At 67.5% G+C, this 15,863-nt stretch carries 14 protein-coding genes; all 14 read right to left on the minus strand.

What is annotated here, in order from left to right; all coding sequences use genetic code 11:
* Positions 1-6: 6 nt before the first annotated feature.
* Positions 7-2,916: a 2-oxoglutarate dehydrogenase E1 component gene (locus KF889_06835; protein MBX3499144.1), complete on the minus strand. Its 2,910-nt coding sequence runs from the start codon at positions 2,914-2,916 to the stop codon at positions 7-9.
* Positions 2,917-3,046: 130 nt separating this feature from the next.
* Positions 3,047-3,928 (minus strand): succinate--CoA ligase subunit alpha, encoded by an 882-nt coding sequence (sucD, locus tag KF889_06840; GenBank protein ID MBX3499145.1) that lies wholly within the window; start codon positions 3,926-3,928, stop codon positions 3,047-3,049.
* A complete protein-coding gene (sucC, locus tag KF889_06845) occupies positions 3,928-5,124 on the minus strand; it encodes an ADP-forming succinate--CoA ligase subunit beta (protein ID MBX3499146.1) in 1,197 nt (398 codons plus the stop codon). The genes sucD and sucC overlap by 1 nt, the downstream gene beginning before the upstream one ends.
* 234 nt (positions 5,125-5,358) lie before the next feature.
* Entirely contained in the window at positions 5,359-6,324 is a 966-nt protein-coding gene (mdh, locus tag KF889_06850; GenBank protein MBX3499147.1) for a malate dehydrogenase, read from the minus strand.
* A gap of 142 nt (positions 6,325-6,466) precedes the next feature.
* On the minus strand, positions 6,467-6,733 hold the full coding sequence (locus KF889_06855; GenBank protein ID MBX3499148.1) for a hypothetical protein: 267 nt from the start codon (positions 6,731-6,733) through the stop codon (positions 6,467-6,469).
* Positions 6,730-7,596 (minus strand): alpha/beta hydrolase, encoded by an 867-nt coding sequence (locus tag KF889_06860; protein MBX3499149.1) that lies wholly within the window; start codon positions 7,594-7,596, stop codon positions 6,730-6,732. Before KF889_06860 ends, KF889_06855 begins: the two co-directional genes overlap by 4 nt.
* 104 nt (positions 7,597-7,700) lie before the next feature.
* A complete protein-coding gene (locus KF889_06865) occupies positions 7,701-8,588 on the minus strand; it encodes a dienelactone hydrolase family protein (protein MBX3499150.1) in 888 nt (295 codons plus the stop codon).
* Positions 8,589-8,701: 113 nt separating this feature from the next.
* Positions 8,702-9,907, minus strand: a complete 1,206-nt coding sequence (locus KF889_06870) for an AFG1 family ATPase (protein ID MBX3499151.1) — start codon at positions 9,905-9,907, stop codon at positions 8,702-8,704.
* A gap of 60 nt (positions 9,908-9,967) precedes the next feature.
* A complete protein-coding gene (locus tag KF889_06875; GenBank protein ID MBX3499152.1) occupies positions 9,968-10,996 on the minus strand; it encodes an isopenicillin N synthase family oxygenase in 1,029 nt (342 codons plus the stop codon).
* 23 nt (positions 10,997-11,019) lie between these two features.
* Positions 11,020-12,381 (minus strand): Gfo/Idh/MocA family oxidoreductase, encoded by a 1,362-nt coding sequence (locus KF889_06880; protein ID MBX3499153.1) that lies wholly within the window; start codon positions 12,379-12,381, stop codon positions 11,020-11,022.
* A 193-nt stretch (positions 12,382-12,574) separates the two neighbouring features.
* A complete protein-coding gene (locus KF889_06885; protein MBX3499154.1) occupies positions 12,575-13,372 on the minus strand; it encodes a phytanoyl-CoA dioxygenase family protein in 798 nt (265 codons plus the stop codon).
* Positions 13,369-14,049, minus strand: coding sequence for a GntR family transcriptional regulator (locus KF889_06890; protein MBX3499155.1), 681 nt, complete (start codon positions 14,047-14,049; stop codon positions 13,369-13,371). Before KF889_06890 ends, KF889_06885 begins: the two co-directional genes overlap by 4 nt.
* A gap of 45 nt (positions 14,050-14,094) precedes the next feature.
* Positions 14,095-15,087 (minus strand): M48 family metallopeptidase, encoded by a 993-nt coding sequence (locus KF889_06895; protein ID MBX3499156.1) that lies wholly within the window; start codon positions 15,085-15,087, stop codon positions 14,095-14,097.
* 16 nt (positions 15,088-15,103) lie between these two features.
* Entirely contained in the window at positions 15,104-15,661 is a 558-nt protein-coding gene (locus tag KF889_06900) for a LemA family protein (GenBank protein ID MBX3499157.1), read from the minus strand.
* Between the last annotated feature and the right edge of the window lie 202 nt (positions 15,662-15,863).

A 15,863-nucleotide genomic window follows, 5' to 3' on the forward strand; every position in this document is an offset into this window, starting at 1 on the left:
GTGTCCTCAGGCGACGGTGAGCGCGCGGTCGACCAGTTCGGCCTGCTCCGCGAGATGCGCCTTTAGCAGGCCGACGGCGGGTGATGCCGATTCCTTGCGACCGACATAGATCGGACGCTTCGCCTTGATGCCGGCCTCGGCCAGCGATCTCTCGATGCGCCGGTCGACGAAATGCCAGGCGCCGGCGTTCTCCGGCTCTTCCTGGCACCACACGACGTCAGCGTTGGGAAATGCCGACAGCCGTCTGGCCAGGCGATGCAGCGGGAAGGGATAGAGCTGCTCGATGCGCAGGATGGTGATGTCGTCGATCTTGCGCGCGCGCCGCTCGGCCAGCAGGTCGTAGAACACCTTGCCAGAGCACAGGATCACGCGCCTGACCTTGTCGTCAGCGACGATCGCATCCGGATCGCTGAGGATGCGGCGGAACGAGGTGCCTTCGGCCATGTCGGCGAGGCTCGACACCGCCTCCTTGTGGCGCAGCAGCGACTTGGGTGTCATCACAATGAGCGGCTTGCGGAACGGCCGGCGCATCTGGCGGCGCAGCGCATGGAAGTAGTTGGCCGGCGTGGTGAGGTTGACGACCTGCCAGTTGTCCTCGGCCGAGAGCTGCAGGTAGCGCTCGAGACGCGCCGAGGAATGCTCCGGCCCCTGGCCCTCGTAGCCGTGCGGCAGCAGCATCACCAGGCCGCACATGCGGAACCACTTGCTCTCGCCCGAACAGATGAACTGGTCAATGATGACCTGCGCGCCGTTGGCGAAATCGCCGAACTGCGCCTCCCACAGCACCAGGGCGTTGGGCTCGGCCAGTGAGTAGCCGTACTCGAAGCCCAGCACGCCGGCTTCCGACAGCGGCGAGTCGATGACCTCGTAGCGCGCCTGGCCCTCGCGGATGGCGTTGAGCGGCACGAAGCGGGAGTCGTTGGTCTGGTCGACCAGCACCGAGTGGCGATGCGAGAAGGTGCCGCGGCCCGAATCCTGGCCCGACAGGCGCACAGGCGTGCCCTCGACCAGCAGCGAGCCGAAGGCCAGCGCCTCGCCCATCGACCAGTCGAGGCCTTCGCCGCCCTCTATCATCTTCCGCTTCTCCTCGAGCTGGCGAAGGATCTTGCGGTTGGTGTCGTGGTTCTCGGGCTTGCGCGCCAGCGCCAGGCCGATGTCGCGCAACTCGGCGATCGGAACCGCGGTATCGCCCTTGCGGTCCTCCTCGCCTGGCGCGGTGGTGAAGCCGGTCCATTTGCCTTCCAGCCAGTCGGCCTTGTTGGGGCGGAACGAGGCGGCGGCGGAGAAGGCGTCGTCGAGCTTCTGGCGGTAGTCCACCACCATGCGGTCGAGATCGGCCTGCGCAATCACGCCGGCCTCGATCAGGCGCCGGGCGTAGACGTCCTGCACCGTCGGGTGGCTGCCGATCTTCTTGTACATCATCGGCTGGGTGAACATCGGCTCGTCGCCTTCGTTGTGCCCGTGCCGGCGGTAGCACCACATGTCGATGACGATGTCGCGCTTGAACTGCTGGCGGAACTCCACGGCGATGCGCGCGCAGTGCACGACCGCCTCGGGATCGTCGCCGTTCACGTGCAGGATCGGGCACTGCACGATCTTGGCGACGTCGGTGCAGTAGGGACCCGAGCGCGAATAGGTCGGCGAGGTGGTGAAGCCGATCTGGTTGTTGACCACGAAGTGGATCGTGCCGCCGATGCGGTAGCCCGCGAGATCGCTGAGATCGAGGCTTTCGGCAACGAGGCCCTGGCCGGCGAAGGCGGCGTCGCCATGCATCAGGATCGCCATCGCCTGGCTGCGCTCGGCATCGCCGCGCTGATCCTGCTTGGCGCGCACCTTGCCCAGCACGACGGGATTGACGGCTTCGAGATGCGAGGGGTTGGCCGTCAGGGACAGATGCACGACGTTGCCGTCGAACTCGCGGTCGGCCGAGGCACCGAGGTGATACTTCACGTCGCCCGAGCCGCGCATCTCCTCGGGGTGCGAGGGCTTGCCCTGGAACTCCGAGAACAGCGCCTGGTAGCCCTTGTGCAGCACGTGCACGAGCGTGTTCAGCCGGCCGCGATGCGGCATGCCCAGCACCACGTCCCTGATGCCGAGCTGGCCGCCGCGCTTGAGGATCTGCTCCAGCGCCGGGATCAGCGATTCGCCGCCATCGAGGCCGAAGCGCTTGGTGCCGACGAACTTCACGTGCAGATACTTCTCGAGGTTCTCCGCCTCGACCACCCGCTCGAGGATGGTGCGGCGGCCCATCAGCGTGAAATCCGTGCGGTTGCCGTCGTTCTCGATGCGTGCCTCGATCCACGCCTTCACGTCGGGATCGCCGATGTGCATGTACTCGACGCCGATGGCGCCGCAATAGGTGCGGCGCAGCGCGTCCATGAGCTGGTGCAGGGTCGCGCTCTCGCCGAGGCCCAGCACGCTGTCGACGAAGATCGGCCGGTCCCAGTCGGCGTCGCCGAAACCATACGTCTTGGGATCGAGCTCGGGATGGTATGGCTGGGGCGCGAGCCCCAGCGGATCGAGCTCGGCCTGCAGATGGCCGCGCACGCGGTAGGAGCGGATCAGGATGCGCGCGCGAACCGCGTCGAGCGCCGCCGCACGCAGCTGCTCAGCGGTGAAACCCACCGGCGCCTCGGTCCTCGCGGCGGCGCCGTTGCCGCCCTTGACGGTGCGGCCCCCGGCCGCCGGCGACGGCGCGTCGGGATCGGCCACGCCGACGACGCGGGTGCGCTTGGGCGCCCAGCTGGCGCCGGTAACCTCGCGCAGCACCTCGCGCTGCTCGGCCGAGAGCTCGGAGAAAAAGGTCCGCCAGCTCTCGTCGACCGACTGCGGATCGCGCGCGAACCGTTCGAAGAGACCTTCGATGAACGCCGAGTTGGCGCCGTAGAGGAAGGAACTGCGCTCAGCATGCTGCATGATTGCGTAGCCGGCGCGTGATGGGCGCCGCCTCCTGGAATCGGGTCTTGCAAGAAAGAGGCCCTGACGACCGCTATCGACCCGAAGAAAGTGCGAACAAGATGGCGACGGTGGCCGTCGCCGCCCGCTTTCAGCGTTTCCTGCCCATCGCCTCGACCATGCCGGTGCCCAGGGCGGCCGGCGAATCGACGACGTGCACGCCCGCGGCGCGCAGCGCCTCGACCTTGAACTCGGCCGTGTCCTGGCCGCCGGAGATCACCGCGCCGGCATGACCCATGCGACGGCCCGGCGGCGCGGTGCGGCCGGCGATGAAGCCGACCACAGGCTTGTTCGAACCGGACGCCTTGAGGAATTCCGCGCCCTTGACCTCGGCGTCGCCGCCGATCTCGCCGATCATGATGATGCCCTCGGTCTCGGGATCGCGAACGAACATCTCCAGGCACTCGACGAAATTGGTACCGTTGACCGGATCGCCGCCGATGCCGACGCAGGAACTCTGGCCCAGTCCTGCGGCCGTGGTCTGCGCCACCGCCTCGTAGGTCAACGTGCCGGAGCGCGAGACGATGCCGATCCGGCCGCGCTTGTGGATGTGGCCCGGCATGATGCCGATCTTGCACTCGCCCGGCGTGATCACGCCGGGGCAGTTCGGCCCGATCAGCCGCGACTTCGAGCCGGCCAGGGCGCGCTTGACCGTCACCATGTCGAGCACCGGAATGCCCTCGGTGATGGTGACGATCAGCGGGATCTCCGCGTCGATCGCCTCGAGGATGGCGTCGGCGGCGAAGGCCGGCGGCACGTAGATCACCGAGGCTGTGCAGCCGGTCTTCTCGCGCGCGTCCTTGACGGTGTCGAACACCGGCAGGTCGAGATGCTTGCTGCCGCCCTTGCCCGGCGTCACGCCGCCGACCATCCTGGTGCCGTAGGCGATCGCCTGCTCGGAGTGGAAGGTGCCCTGCGAGCCGGTGAAGCCCTGGCAGATGACAGTGGTGTTCTTGTCGACGAGAACGGCCATCACTTGGCCTCCTTCACGGCCTTGACGACCTTCTCGGCCGCGTCGGCAAGGTTGTCGGCGGAGACGATCGGCAGGCCCGAATCCCGCATGATCTTCTTGCCGAGCTCGACATTGGTGCCTTCCAGCCGCACGACCAGCGGCACGTGCAGGCTGACCTCGCGCGCCGCCGCGACGACGCCTTCGGCGATCACGTCGCAGCGCATGATGCCGCCGAAGATGTTGACCAGGATGCCCTCGACGTTGGGATCGCTGAGGATGATCTTGAACGCGGTGGTGACGCGCTCCTTGGTGGCGCCGCCGCCGACGTCGAGGAAGTTGGCCGGCGAGCCGCCATAGAGCTTGATGATGTCCATCGTCGCCATGGCCAGGCCAGCGCCGTTGACCATGCAGCCGATCGCGCCGTCGAGCTTGATGTAGTTCAGCCCGTGCCTGCCAGCCTCGAGCTCGGCGGGATCCTCCTCGCTTTCGTCGCGCAGCTCCTCGAGCTCCTTGTGGCGGTAGAGCGCGTTGTCGTCGAGGTTCATCTTGGCGTCGAGCGCCAGCACGTCGCCCGCGCCGGTGACCAGCAGCGGGTTGATCTCGACCAGCGAGCAGTCGAGCGCGCCGAACGCCTTGTACAGGCTGCCGAGGAACTTCACCGCGGCACCGACCTGCTTGCCTTCCAGCCCGAGCGCGAAGGCGACCTGGCGGCCATGGTACTGCTGGTAGCCGGCGACCGGGTCGACCACGACCTTGATGATCTTCTCGGGGTGCTCGTGCGCGACCTCCTCGATCGCCATGCCGCCCTCGGTCGAGGCGACGATGGTCACCCGCGAGGTGGCGCGGTCCATCAGCAGCGACAGGTAGAGCTCGCGCTTGATGTCGACGCCTTCCTCGATATAGACGCGCTTGACCTCCTTGCCCGCCTCGCCGGTCTGCTTGGTGACCAGGATCTGGCCCAGCATGGCGCCGGCCTGGGTGCCGACGTCGTCGACCGATTTCACGACCCGGACGCCGCCCTTGCCGTTGGGATCGCCCTTGAAGCGGCCGGCGCCGCGGCCGCCGGCGTGGATCTGGGACTTCACGACATAGACCGGCCCCGGCAGCTTGCGCGCGGCGTCGACGGCCTCGTCCTTGGTGTAGGCGACGAAGCCCTTGGGCACGGCGACGCCGAAGCGGGCGAGCAGGGCCTTGGCCTGATATTCATGGATGTTCATGGAACCCCGGTCGGCAGGAGCGGCTATCGGGCGGGAGGGAGACCGGCGGCCATCGAAATCACCCGGCAGACGTCAGTCTTAAAACGCAACGGACCCTCAGGCGCGGTCAATCTAACACTTTGCGTCCCGTTCGCAACGCCCGATTGGTGACAATTCGACGATGGTCGGGGCGCCCGAAACGCGAACGCCCCACCTATCGAGGCAGGGCGTCCGGCAGGCTGGGCGGGACGGCGGTCAACCGGCGGCGACGATCTTCTTCGTGGCCTCGACCAGGCCTTTCACGGCGCCGACCGACTTGTCGAACATCGCCTTTTCCTCTGCCGTGAACGACACCTCGACGATACGCTCGATGCCGCCGGCGCCGATCACGACGGGGACGCCGATATAGAGGCCGCTGACCCCGTACTGGCCGGTCAGCAGCGCCGCGCAGGGCAGCAGGCGCTTCTTGTCCTTCAGATAGCTCTCGGCCATGGCGATCGCCGAGGCGGCCGGCGCGTAGAACGCCGAGCCGTTGCCCAACAGGGCGACGATCTCGCCACCGCCGTCGCGGGTGCGCTGGACGATCTTGTCCAGCTTGTCCTGGGTGGCCCAACCCATCTTCACCAGGTCGGGCAGCGGGATGCCGGCGACCGTCGAGTAGCGGGTCAGCGGCACCATGGTGTCGCCATGGCCGCCCAGCACGAAGGCCGAGACATCCTCGACCGAGACCTTGAACTCCTCGGCCAGGAACCAGCGGAAGCGCGCCGAGTCGAGCACGCCAGCCATGCCGACGACGCGGTTGGCCGGGAAGCCGGTGACCTCCTGCATCAGGCCGACCATGGCGTCGAGCGGGTTGGTGATGACGATGACGAAGGCGTTGGGAGCGTTCTCCTTGATGCCCTTGCCGACGGCGTTGATGACCTTGGCGTTGATGCCGATCAGGTCATCGCGGCTCATGCCCGGCTTGCGCGGCACGCCGGCGGTGACGATGACGACGTCGGCCCCCTTGATGTCGGCGTAGTTCGAGGTGCCGCTGTAGTGGGCGTCGAACTTCGCCACCGGCGACAGCTCGACGAGATCGAGCGCCTTGCCCTTGGCCGTGCCCTCGGCGGCGGGGATGTCGAGCAGGACGATGTCGCCCAGCTCCTTCTGGCCGGCGAGCAGCGCCAGCGTGCCACCGATCTGCCCCGCGCCGACGAGCGCGATCTTCTTGCGTGCCATGGTGATCTCTCTCCGTGTCGGGAAGGCGCGTCGACGGGCGGCGCGGGAAAATGACGCGGCGCCATAGCGCGATTCGGCATGAGCGGCAAGGCGCGCCGCGGGACGAGGCCGGTCGACCGTGAACTCAGTCTTCGTCCCGACTCTACGCCGGATTGGCCATCAGCATTGACAGAAGCACGATTGCCAGCAGGCAAACGAAGAAAGCGGCGAAGGCCCGGACGAACATCCGCCGGGTCGGCACCGCCTCGGGCTTGAAGTTCGCGGCGTTGAACCACTCGATGCCGCGAAACGCCATGGCGCCGGCCGACAGCCGCCCGTTCAGCATGCCCATCATGCGAATGCCGCTGATCAGCGCGACCAGCCAGGAGGCGACTGCACCGGCGACGAAGAAGTAGAGGAGATACTTCATGCCGGATTGGCTCCGATGTGCTCGAGCAGCAGCTCGTTGATGCGATCCGGCACCTGGTCGGTCGCGAAATGGCCGATGCCGGGCAGGCTCACGAAGCGATAGGGACCGCTGACACAGGCCGCCGTGCCTTCCGCGCCCATGCGGCTGACGGAATGGTCGGCGTCGCCCCAGACGTAGAGCGTCGGCACGGTGATCGGCGACTGCAGGTCGATGCGCAGATCCTTCTGCGCGCGATACCAGGCCAGCGCCGCTTCCATCGCCTCCGGCGCGCCTATCACCGAGACATAGAGCTCGACGGCCTCGGCCGGCACGCCGGCATCGGCGAGGGTACGACGCAGGCGGCGCGCGTCGTCCTCGGTCAGCAGCCGCGTCGTGTCGGGATTGAGGAAGGCGCGATGATGGCGGGAGCGATGCTTCTGGTCGTTGTCCGGTGCCTGCAGGGCGCGCGCGAATGCCGTCGGATGCGGGCGCGACAGGATGGAGAGCGAGGCCAGCCGCTCGGCGCCGAACCACGCGGCGAGCCCCCACGACACCTGGCCACCCCAGTCATGGCCGACGAGATGGAAGCGACGCGTGCCGCCGCCGCAGGCCTCGATGATGTTGAGGCCGTCCCAGACCAGGTTGCTGTAGCTGTAGTTCGCGAGGTCTGCCGGATCGGGCCGCGCGCCGGGCGAATAGCCGCGCTGGTCGGGTGCGATCGCGCGATAGCCGGCGGCGGCCAGCGCCGGCACCTGCGCGCGCCAGGTGTGGCGCGATTGCGGGAAGCCGTGCAGCAGCAGGACGATGTCGCCGGACTGGGGGCCTTCGATCCAGGCATCGAAGGTCAGGCCGTCCTTGGTCGCGATCTTGCGAAGCTCGGGCATCGGCGAACTCCCGCATGACTCATACGACTCTCGCACATGCGAACGGGGGCGTCGATTCCTCGACGCCCCCGCCCCGCCGAATCTTGCCCGCGTGCGGCGCGCGATCAGACGCCGTTGGCCTTGAACCAGTCGGTCGCGCGCTTCCAGCCGTCTTCAGCCGCTTCCTTGCGGTAGGTCGCGCGGAAGTCGGCGTGGAAGCCGTGCGGCATGTCGGGATAGGTGTGGATCGTCGACTTGGCAGCCGCCGGTGTGCCGGCCGCCTTCAGCGCCTCTCGCATCTTGTCGACGGTGTCGTTGGGGATGCTGGTGTCGGCGCCGCCATACAGGCCAAGCACCGGGCCTTTGAGGTCCTTGGCGACGTCGATCGGATGCTTGGGGTTCATCTCGTTTGTCGGCCCAAGCACACGACCGTACCACGCCACGCCGGCCTTCACGCCGGGATTATGCGCGGCGTAGAGCCAGGTGATGCGCCCGCCCCAGCAGAAGCCGGTGACGCCGAGCTTAGCCGTATCGGCCTTGCCCTCGCCCTTGGCGAAGTCGACGCAGGAATCGAGGTCGCCCATGACCTGCGCATCCGGCACCTTGCTCACCAGCTCGCTGACCAGCTTGGGGATCTCGGTGTAGGACTTGGGATCGCCCTGGCGGAAATAGAGCTCCGGTGCGATGGCGTACCAGCCCGCCTTGGCGAAGCGTCGCACGGTGTCGGCGATGTAGGCATGCACGCCGAAGATCTCCTGGACCACCAGAACGGTGCCGAAGGCCTGGCCAGTCGCCGGCATGGCACGATAGGCTGGCATCTCCTTGCCGTCCTTGGTCTTGACCTTGACCTCACCGGCGGTCAGCCCGTCGGCCGGCGTGACGATCATCGTCTGCGCCTGCACCGGATGCGCCGCCAGCGCGATGCCCACGCCCAACGCGCCACCGGCCGTGGCAAACAAGTCGCGCCGCGAGACGTTGCTGTCCGTCGCCGCGATAAACCGATCTCCGTCCATGGTTCGCCTCCTGGTCTGGAACACCCGGATGGGTGAACACGCGCGGCGCGAGCGTATTTCGCTCCTCGGAGAACCGCCCATCACTTTCCGGAGAGACTGTCAGGTGGCTACTGTCAGGCCGGCTCCTCGTCGCTTTCGGCGATGTGGTCGAGCGCCAGGTACTCCGGCGACTGCATCTCCATCAGGCGCGAGACCGTGCGCTCGAACTCGAAGGTGCCGTCGCCTTCGGTGTAGAGCTTCTCCGGCGCCGCCTCGGCCGAGCAGATCAGCTTCACCTTCTTCTCGTACAGCGCGTCGATCAGGGTGATGAAGCGCCAGGCGCGGTCGCGGTTCTTCGCCGTGAGCCTGGGAATGTCGCGCAGCAGCACGGTGTGGAAATGCTCGGCGATGCAGAGAAAGTCGGCCGCGCCCATCGGCCTGCCGCACCAATCCTCGAAGCGCGCCATGGCGACGCCCGGCGCGGCGTGCGGCACGATCACGTCGCGGCCCTGGGTGCGCAGCACGCGCTTGGCGCCCTGCGCGTCGTTGGTCAGCGCGGCAAAATCCTCCGCGAGCTTGCGGTCAGCCCAGGGGCCCGCCGGCACCAGATACTTGTCCATCTCGCGCAGGCGCGCCATGCGGTAGTCGCGGCCGGTGTCGAGCGCGTGGATGTCCAGCCTGGCCTTCAAAAGATCGATGAACGGCTGGAAGCGATTGCGCTGCAGGCCGTTCTTGTAGAGGTCGTCCGGGACGCGGTTGGAGGTGGTGACCACGGTCACGCCCTCCTCGAACAGGGTCGCGAACAGGCGCCACAGGATCATCGCGTCGGCGATGTTGGTGACCTGCATCTCGTCGAAGCACAGCAGGCGGGCATCGACGGCGATCTCGCGCGCGACCGGCACGATGACGTCGGCCTCGGGTGGCGCGCCCTTGGCGGCCAGGGCCTGGCGGCGCTCGAACAGCCGGCGATGGACCTCGAGCATGAACTCGTGGAAATGCGTGCGGCGCTTCTTCTCGACCGGTGCCTCGTTGAAGAACAGGTCCATCAGCATCGACTTGCCGGTGCCGACAGGTCCCCAGATGTAGATGCCTGGCGGGCCGGCGACCGGCGCCGGCTTGCGGGCGAAGCCCAGCCGCGCCAGCAGGCCACCGCTGCCTGGCTTCTCCGGCTGGATGGCCTTCAGCCGCTCCCACAGTCCCTGCAGCCGATCGGCCGCCTCGCGCTGGCGTGGGTCCGGCTTGAAGATGCCGGCGGCCAGGCGCGCCTCGAGCGCCGCCAACGGACCTTGGCCGGTGACCAGAGGCTGCGAAACGGAGGGGGACTCTTCTGCCACGCTCATGATGCGCCGCCATACCTAGCGGATCGCGTCGGCGGTGCAAGCGCTCAGTGGTGATAAAGATCAGGCGGGTGCCGGTTCCGTGCCAGCCGGCCGCAGCACGTCGTAGTTCCTGGACTGATACCAGATCATGTAGTCGGTATAGAGCGTCGTGGGGTACTTGGCCGGCCGGTCCGCCGAGACACAGGTCGGCACCGGCTCGATCGGCACGTCGATGTTGGCGTCGACGAAGAACGGCAGGGCGTAGCGCTCGCCGCCGGAGCGGTTGATCACGCAGTGCGGTGTGGCGAGGAATCGATCGTTGGTCCAGCGCTGCAGGAACTGCCCGCCATTGACGATGAAGGTGCCGGGGATCGCCGGCGCGTCGATCCAGCGGCCGTCCTGGGTCCTGATCGCCAGGCCCGGCACGTCGTTCTGCGGCAGCAGGGTCATGAAGCTGGTGTCGGTGTGCGGCGCCAGGCCGAACTCGCCGTTCACCAGAACGTCGTGCCTGGGATAGTGCGTCATGCGCAGCGTGTACTGCGGATCGATGAAGGCCCTGGCGAAGAAGTCCGCCGGCAGGCCGAGCGCGCGGGCGTAGATCGGCGTCAACGCGACCGCCAGCCGCTCCAGGCGCTGGCAATAGGCCAGCACCGTGTCACGGAAGCCCGGCACGTGGCGCGGCCAGCGGTTGAGCCCGCGGAAGCGGCGGTTGGCGAGCACGTCGGGATGATCCGCCGACAGCTCGCGCTTGACGAAGAACGCCTCGTTCAGGTTCGGCTTGGTGTCGGATTGCACCGTCGAGGTGCGCAGCGTGTTGCCGCGCATCGGCATGTAGCCGGCGTTGTGCTGGTCGATCTTCAGCGCCAGCTTGTCCTCGAGCGGCTGGGCGTGGAACGCCCTGGCCGCCCAGAACGCCGCATCGATCTGCGCCTGCGGCACGCCGTGATTGGCGATGAAGTAGAAGCCGACATTCTCCAGCGCGAAGCGCAGCTCGGCGGCCAGCGCGTCGAGCGCACCGGGCTTGCCCGCGAGATACGGCCCCAGGTCGAGCAGCGGAATCTCGCCGTCGCGCGCCGGCGTCGAGCTCATCGAAGCCATCAAGCCGTCCATCGCTGCCTCCGCTGCGCCACCGCCTACTGGGCGGCGATGCGCGCCGCCGGCCCGAAGCTGCTCTCCAGCTCGCGGCGAATGCGCACTGCCAGCAGCGATTCATCGATCGCGACGTCGGCATAGGTCAACGACTGACCTGCCTTGATCGGGCGCAGCAGCTTCACGTTATGCGCAAGGCCCAGCGGCAACGCGCCGACCGACAGTGACCTGGGCGCCGGGAACAGCTTGCCGTAGACGGTGTAGCCGCCCTCCCCGTCGAGCATCTCGCCGGCCGCGAGATCACGCTTGGCGGTGGCAATGACGTCGGCATGAAAGCCGATCGCACAGCCCGTCGGCTCGCGGCGCAGGCCGACCGAGGCGACGGAGATGCCGACCTCGAGGCCGATCAGGTGCCAGCGCTTGTACATCACCGAGTGCCGACCGCTCGGGTCGGTGCACAGCATGTACTCCTCGAAGCAGTTCTTCTGGTACTCGGTCGAGGCTTCGAACACGACCCACACGCCCTTGCGGATCTCGTACTCGATCGGCGTGCCGTCCAGCCGCATCGAGCTGGCGCACTCGACTTGGCCTTTGTGGTTCAGCAACCCGCCTTCGGAACGTGGCCGCATCACCGTCGGCAGCTCGTCGACCGCGCAGGGCGGGAAGGCGAGGCCATCGGGTGCCGGCGTCAGACCGGTGGCGTTGCACACCGCCGTGCTTTCGATCGCTGGCTTCGAGCCGTCGAGGAACGAATTGAACATTTTGGGGTTCAACCCGCCGCGCTTGGCCTGCTCCTCGTTCAGCCCCCAGTGCTGCCACACCGTCTCGGGCGTCGACTGCGCGTAATGCGGCAGCCATTTGTGGCCGCGCCCTGCCGCCGTCACCGTGAAACCCGAGGCGCGCGCCCAGTCGACCAGCTCGCAGATCAGCGCCGGCTGGTCGCCGTACGCGAGGCTGTAGACGACACCGGCTTCCGCCGCGCGCCTGGCGAGCAGCGGGCCGCAGAAGGCATCGGCCTCCACCGTCACCATCACCACGTGCTTGCCGTTGCGGAACGCCTCGAGCGCATGCTCGACCGCGGCGATCGGATCGCCGGTGGCCTCGACGATGATGTCGATTTCGGGATGCGCCACCAGCGCGCGCCAGTCGTCGCCGAGATGCGTGTTGCCATGCTTGCGCGCTTCAGCGAGCGAGATCGCGCCGGTGACGTCGGGCTTCCAGCCCAGCCGCGCGAGATTCTCCTTGGCGCGCATCGGCGAGAGATCGGCGATGCCCACGAGGTGGACGCCCGGCGTGGTCGGGATCTGCGAGAGGTACATCGAGCCGAACTTGCCGGCGCCGATCACGCCGATGCGCAACGGCCTGCCCTCGGCCGCGCGACGCTGAAGCATGCTGTGGAGGTTCATCGTCCGACCTTTCTTTGCGTCCTGTCTTTCCTTCTCCCCGCGAAGGCGGGGAGAAGGTGCCGAGCGCCAGCGAGGCGGATGAGGGGCTTCCTCGTGCAACGCCCATCGCTGTCGCTATTGGGCCTCCGCGAAGCCCCTCATCCGCCCTTCGGGCACCTTCTCCCCGCCTTCGCGGGGAGAAGGGAACATACACCTACTCCGCAGCGCGCCGCGTGGCGGCCTGGAAGACGCAATCCTCGCTCCAGGCGTCGATCGGCGTGAAGTCGCGATGGGCGATGTGGGCCGGGCGCTTGAAGCGGCGGATGGCGTTGGAGACCGCGTTGTAGGTGACATAGACGATCTGGCGATCCCACGGCGACATGTTGGGCGGGCTGCCGTGCACCAGCGTGCCGTGGAAGAAGATCGCCGAGCCCGGGCCGCCCTTGGGCGCCACGATGCCGCCCTGCTGCACCAGCTTGGCGATGGTGTCGTTGTCGATCACCCACAACGGATAGGACGTCGTGGTGAGGTCGTGCTTGGCCTCGATCGCGCCCTTCTTGTGGGATTTCGGGATGAACCACAGCGGGCCGTTGAACTCGTTGACCTCGTCGAGGAAGACCGCGAGGTTCATGGCACACGCCTCGGGCATGTCGTCGTCGGCCTTCCAGGTGCCGTAGTCCTGGTGCCACTGCCAGACGTCGCCGTCGAAGGCGGCCTTTCCGTTGAGCTTGAACTGGTGGATGTAGGTGCGGTCACGCAGCATCTGCTCAGCCGGCTCGACGAAGCGCGGATGATGGATCAGCGCCTCGAAGACGCGGTTGTAGGTGTGCACGGCGAAGGCGGTGCGCACCACGTCGCCGGTCTTCTCCCGTACGTTCTCCTCGCGACGCTGCGCCAGGATGCCGGGCACCTCGCCCTTGAGGATCGCCATCTCCTCCGCCGGGAAATAGTCGGGAAAGAAGAGGTAGCCCTCTTCGTCGAACTGCCTGAGCTGCTCGGCTGTCAGTTTCATGGTTTCGCTCCCGTGGATTCTTCAGCGGTTTCGAGTGGGCCCGCGAGCCGCGTCGCGGCGTCAAAGGCATGCGACGTGGCGAGCTGCGCGGCGCGCTCGCCGTCGCCTGCGATCAGCGCCGCGAGGATCGCGCCGTGCTCTCGCCACACGGTCGCGTAGGCTTCGTGGCCGCGCAGCACCGCGCCCATCACCCGCCGCAGATGCCGCCAGTGCGGCGCCGCCGTCTCGGCGAACAGCGGATTGCCCGAGGCTTCATAGAGGAACAGGTGGAAGTCGATGTCGGCCGCGATCATCGCTGCCGGATCGTCCGCCGCCATCGCCTTGTCGCCGGCCGCCAGCAGCGCGCGCCCGCGTGCCTTGAGATCATCGTCCATGCGTCGCGCCGCCAACCGGCAGGCGGCTCCGTCGAGCGCGGCGCGCACCTCATAGAGCCGGCGCACATGGGCCGGATCGAGCGGTGCCACCATGACGCCCTTGCGCCCGGCATCGACGATCAGCCCCTGGCGCTTCAGCAACAGCAGGGCCTGCAGCACCGGCTGGCGCGACACGCCGAAGCGCTCGGCCAGGCCCTCCTGGGTCACCCGCTCGCCCGGTGCCAGCGCGCCAGAGCCGATCGCATCGGACAGGGCGTCATAGACGCGCTGGGCGAGGTCCGGCGGTGCGGCGAGACGATCCAAGGGCATAACTGAATTCTGTATACAGAATTCGACTGAATGCAAGCCCTATCCGATGCCCAGGTTCAGCAGCCGTTCGATCCGGGCGGCGGTGTCGGGGTGGGTCGCCATCAGCGCCGAGGTCCGCGCGGTCATCTTGTGGACCGGGTTGATGATGAAAAGGTGCTCGGTAGCCTTGCTGACGCCGGGGAAGCTGTTGGCCCCGGTATCGATCTTCCTCAGGGCCGAGAGCAGGCCGGCAGGATTGCGCGTGAAGCGCACCGAGGTGGCGTCGGCGAGATATTCGCGCTGGCGCGACACCGCCATGCGCACCAGGTTGGCCGCCAGCGGCGCCAGCAGCGCGACGACGAGGAGTATCAGCAGCAGGATCGCCGCGCCGCCGCCGCCCTTGCTGTCGGACCGCCGCCGTCCGCCGATGCCCCACCGCGTGCCGCGCAGGATCAGGTCGGCGATCAGCGCAATCAGCCCGACCGTGACGCCGACGATGGTCATGTAGCGTGTGTCGAGATTGGCGACGTGGCCCATCTCGTGGCCGATAACGCCCTGCAGCTCCTCGCGGTTGAGCGCCTTGAGCAGCCCGCGCGTCACGCCGATCGCGGCGTTCTGCTCGGACGTGCCGGTGGCGAAGGCATTGAGCGCGTCGGTCTCCACGACATAGACGCGCGGTGGCCGGCGACCGGCGGCGATCGCCAACTCCTCGACGATGTTGTGCAGCCGCGGCTCCTGTTCCTTGCTGACCTCGTTGCCGCCGGTCATCGCCAGCACCATGCGATCGCCCCAGCGCAGCGAGATCCAGCTCCAGCCCAGGCTCACCGCGGCGACGGCAAGCGCACTCCACAGGCCCCAGGCGCTGAAGAACCAGATGCTGCGCGGCGCGGCATACGAGGCCGGCGCCGCATGGTTGGCCTCCAGCGCCCAGCCGGCGAGATAGCCCAGGCCGCCGGCCAGCAGCGTCAGCGTCGCCAACAGGATGTTCGTGGCGCGCTGGTTGGCCCGCTGCGCGGCGAAGAAGTCGGTGCCGGCCGCCGCCGCTGGCGCCATGTCGACCACGCCGGGCCTAGCGCAGCTTGACCTGCGGCACCGCCTTCTCGGTTTCCGGCACCTCGAAGTACTCGCGCGGCGTGAAGGCGAACTGGCGCGCGATCAGGTTGTTGGGGAACATCTGCAGCGCGTTGTTAAAGGCCATGACGCTGTCGTTGTAGAACTGGCGCGCGAAGGAGATCTTGTTCTCGGTCGCTGTCAGTTCCTCCTGCAGCTGGCCGATGTTGGTGGTGGCCTTGAGATCGGGATAGGCCTCGGCCAGCGCGAACAGCCTGCCGGTGGCGATGGTGAGCGCGTTCTCGGCCTGCGAGATCTCGGCCGGTCCCTTGGCCGACATCGCCGTGTTGCGCGCCTCGATCACCGCCCTGAGCGTCTCCTGCTCGTAGCCCATCGCGTCCTTCACCACCTGCACCAGGTTGGGGATCAGGTCGTGGCGGCGCTTGAGCTGCACGTCGATCTGCGACCAGCCATTGTCGACCTGGTTCCTGGCCGCGATCATGCGGTTGTAGGCGCTGATCGCCCAGGCCACGAGGGCGACGATGACGCCCAGGAAAATCCAGCCGCCGGTACCCATCAGGTCTCCCCCGTGGTCATGACCAATGTGAGCATGGGCCCATTTTGTCGTGAATGCAGCCGAATTCACTGCCGGCCTGCGACAACCGCTCGCCGGGCAAGGGGTTCATTTGACAGGATTAATGTAATATATTGTTGGTGGAGGGCCGGCGCATGGGGCTCCTTCCGGACGATTGTTGGGGCCACATCAAATGAACAGAGTT

The organism is Alphaproteobacteria bacterium, from assembly GCA_019635875.1.
Lineage (GTDB): Bacteria > Pseudomonadota > Alphaproteobacteria > Reyranellales > Reyranellaceae > JAFAZJ01.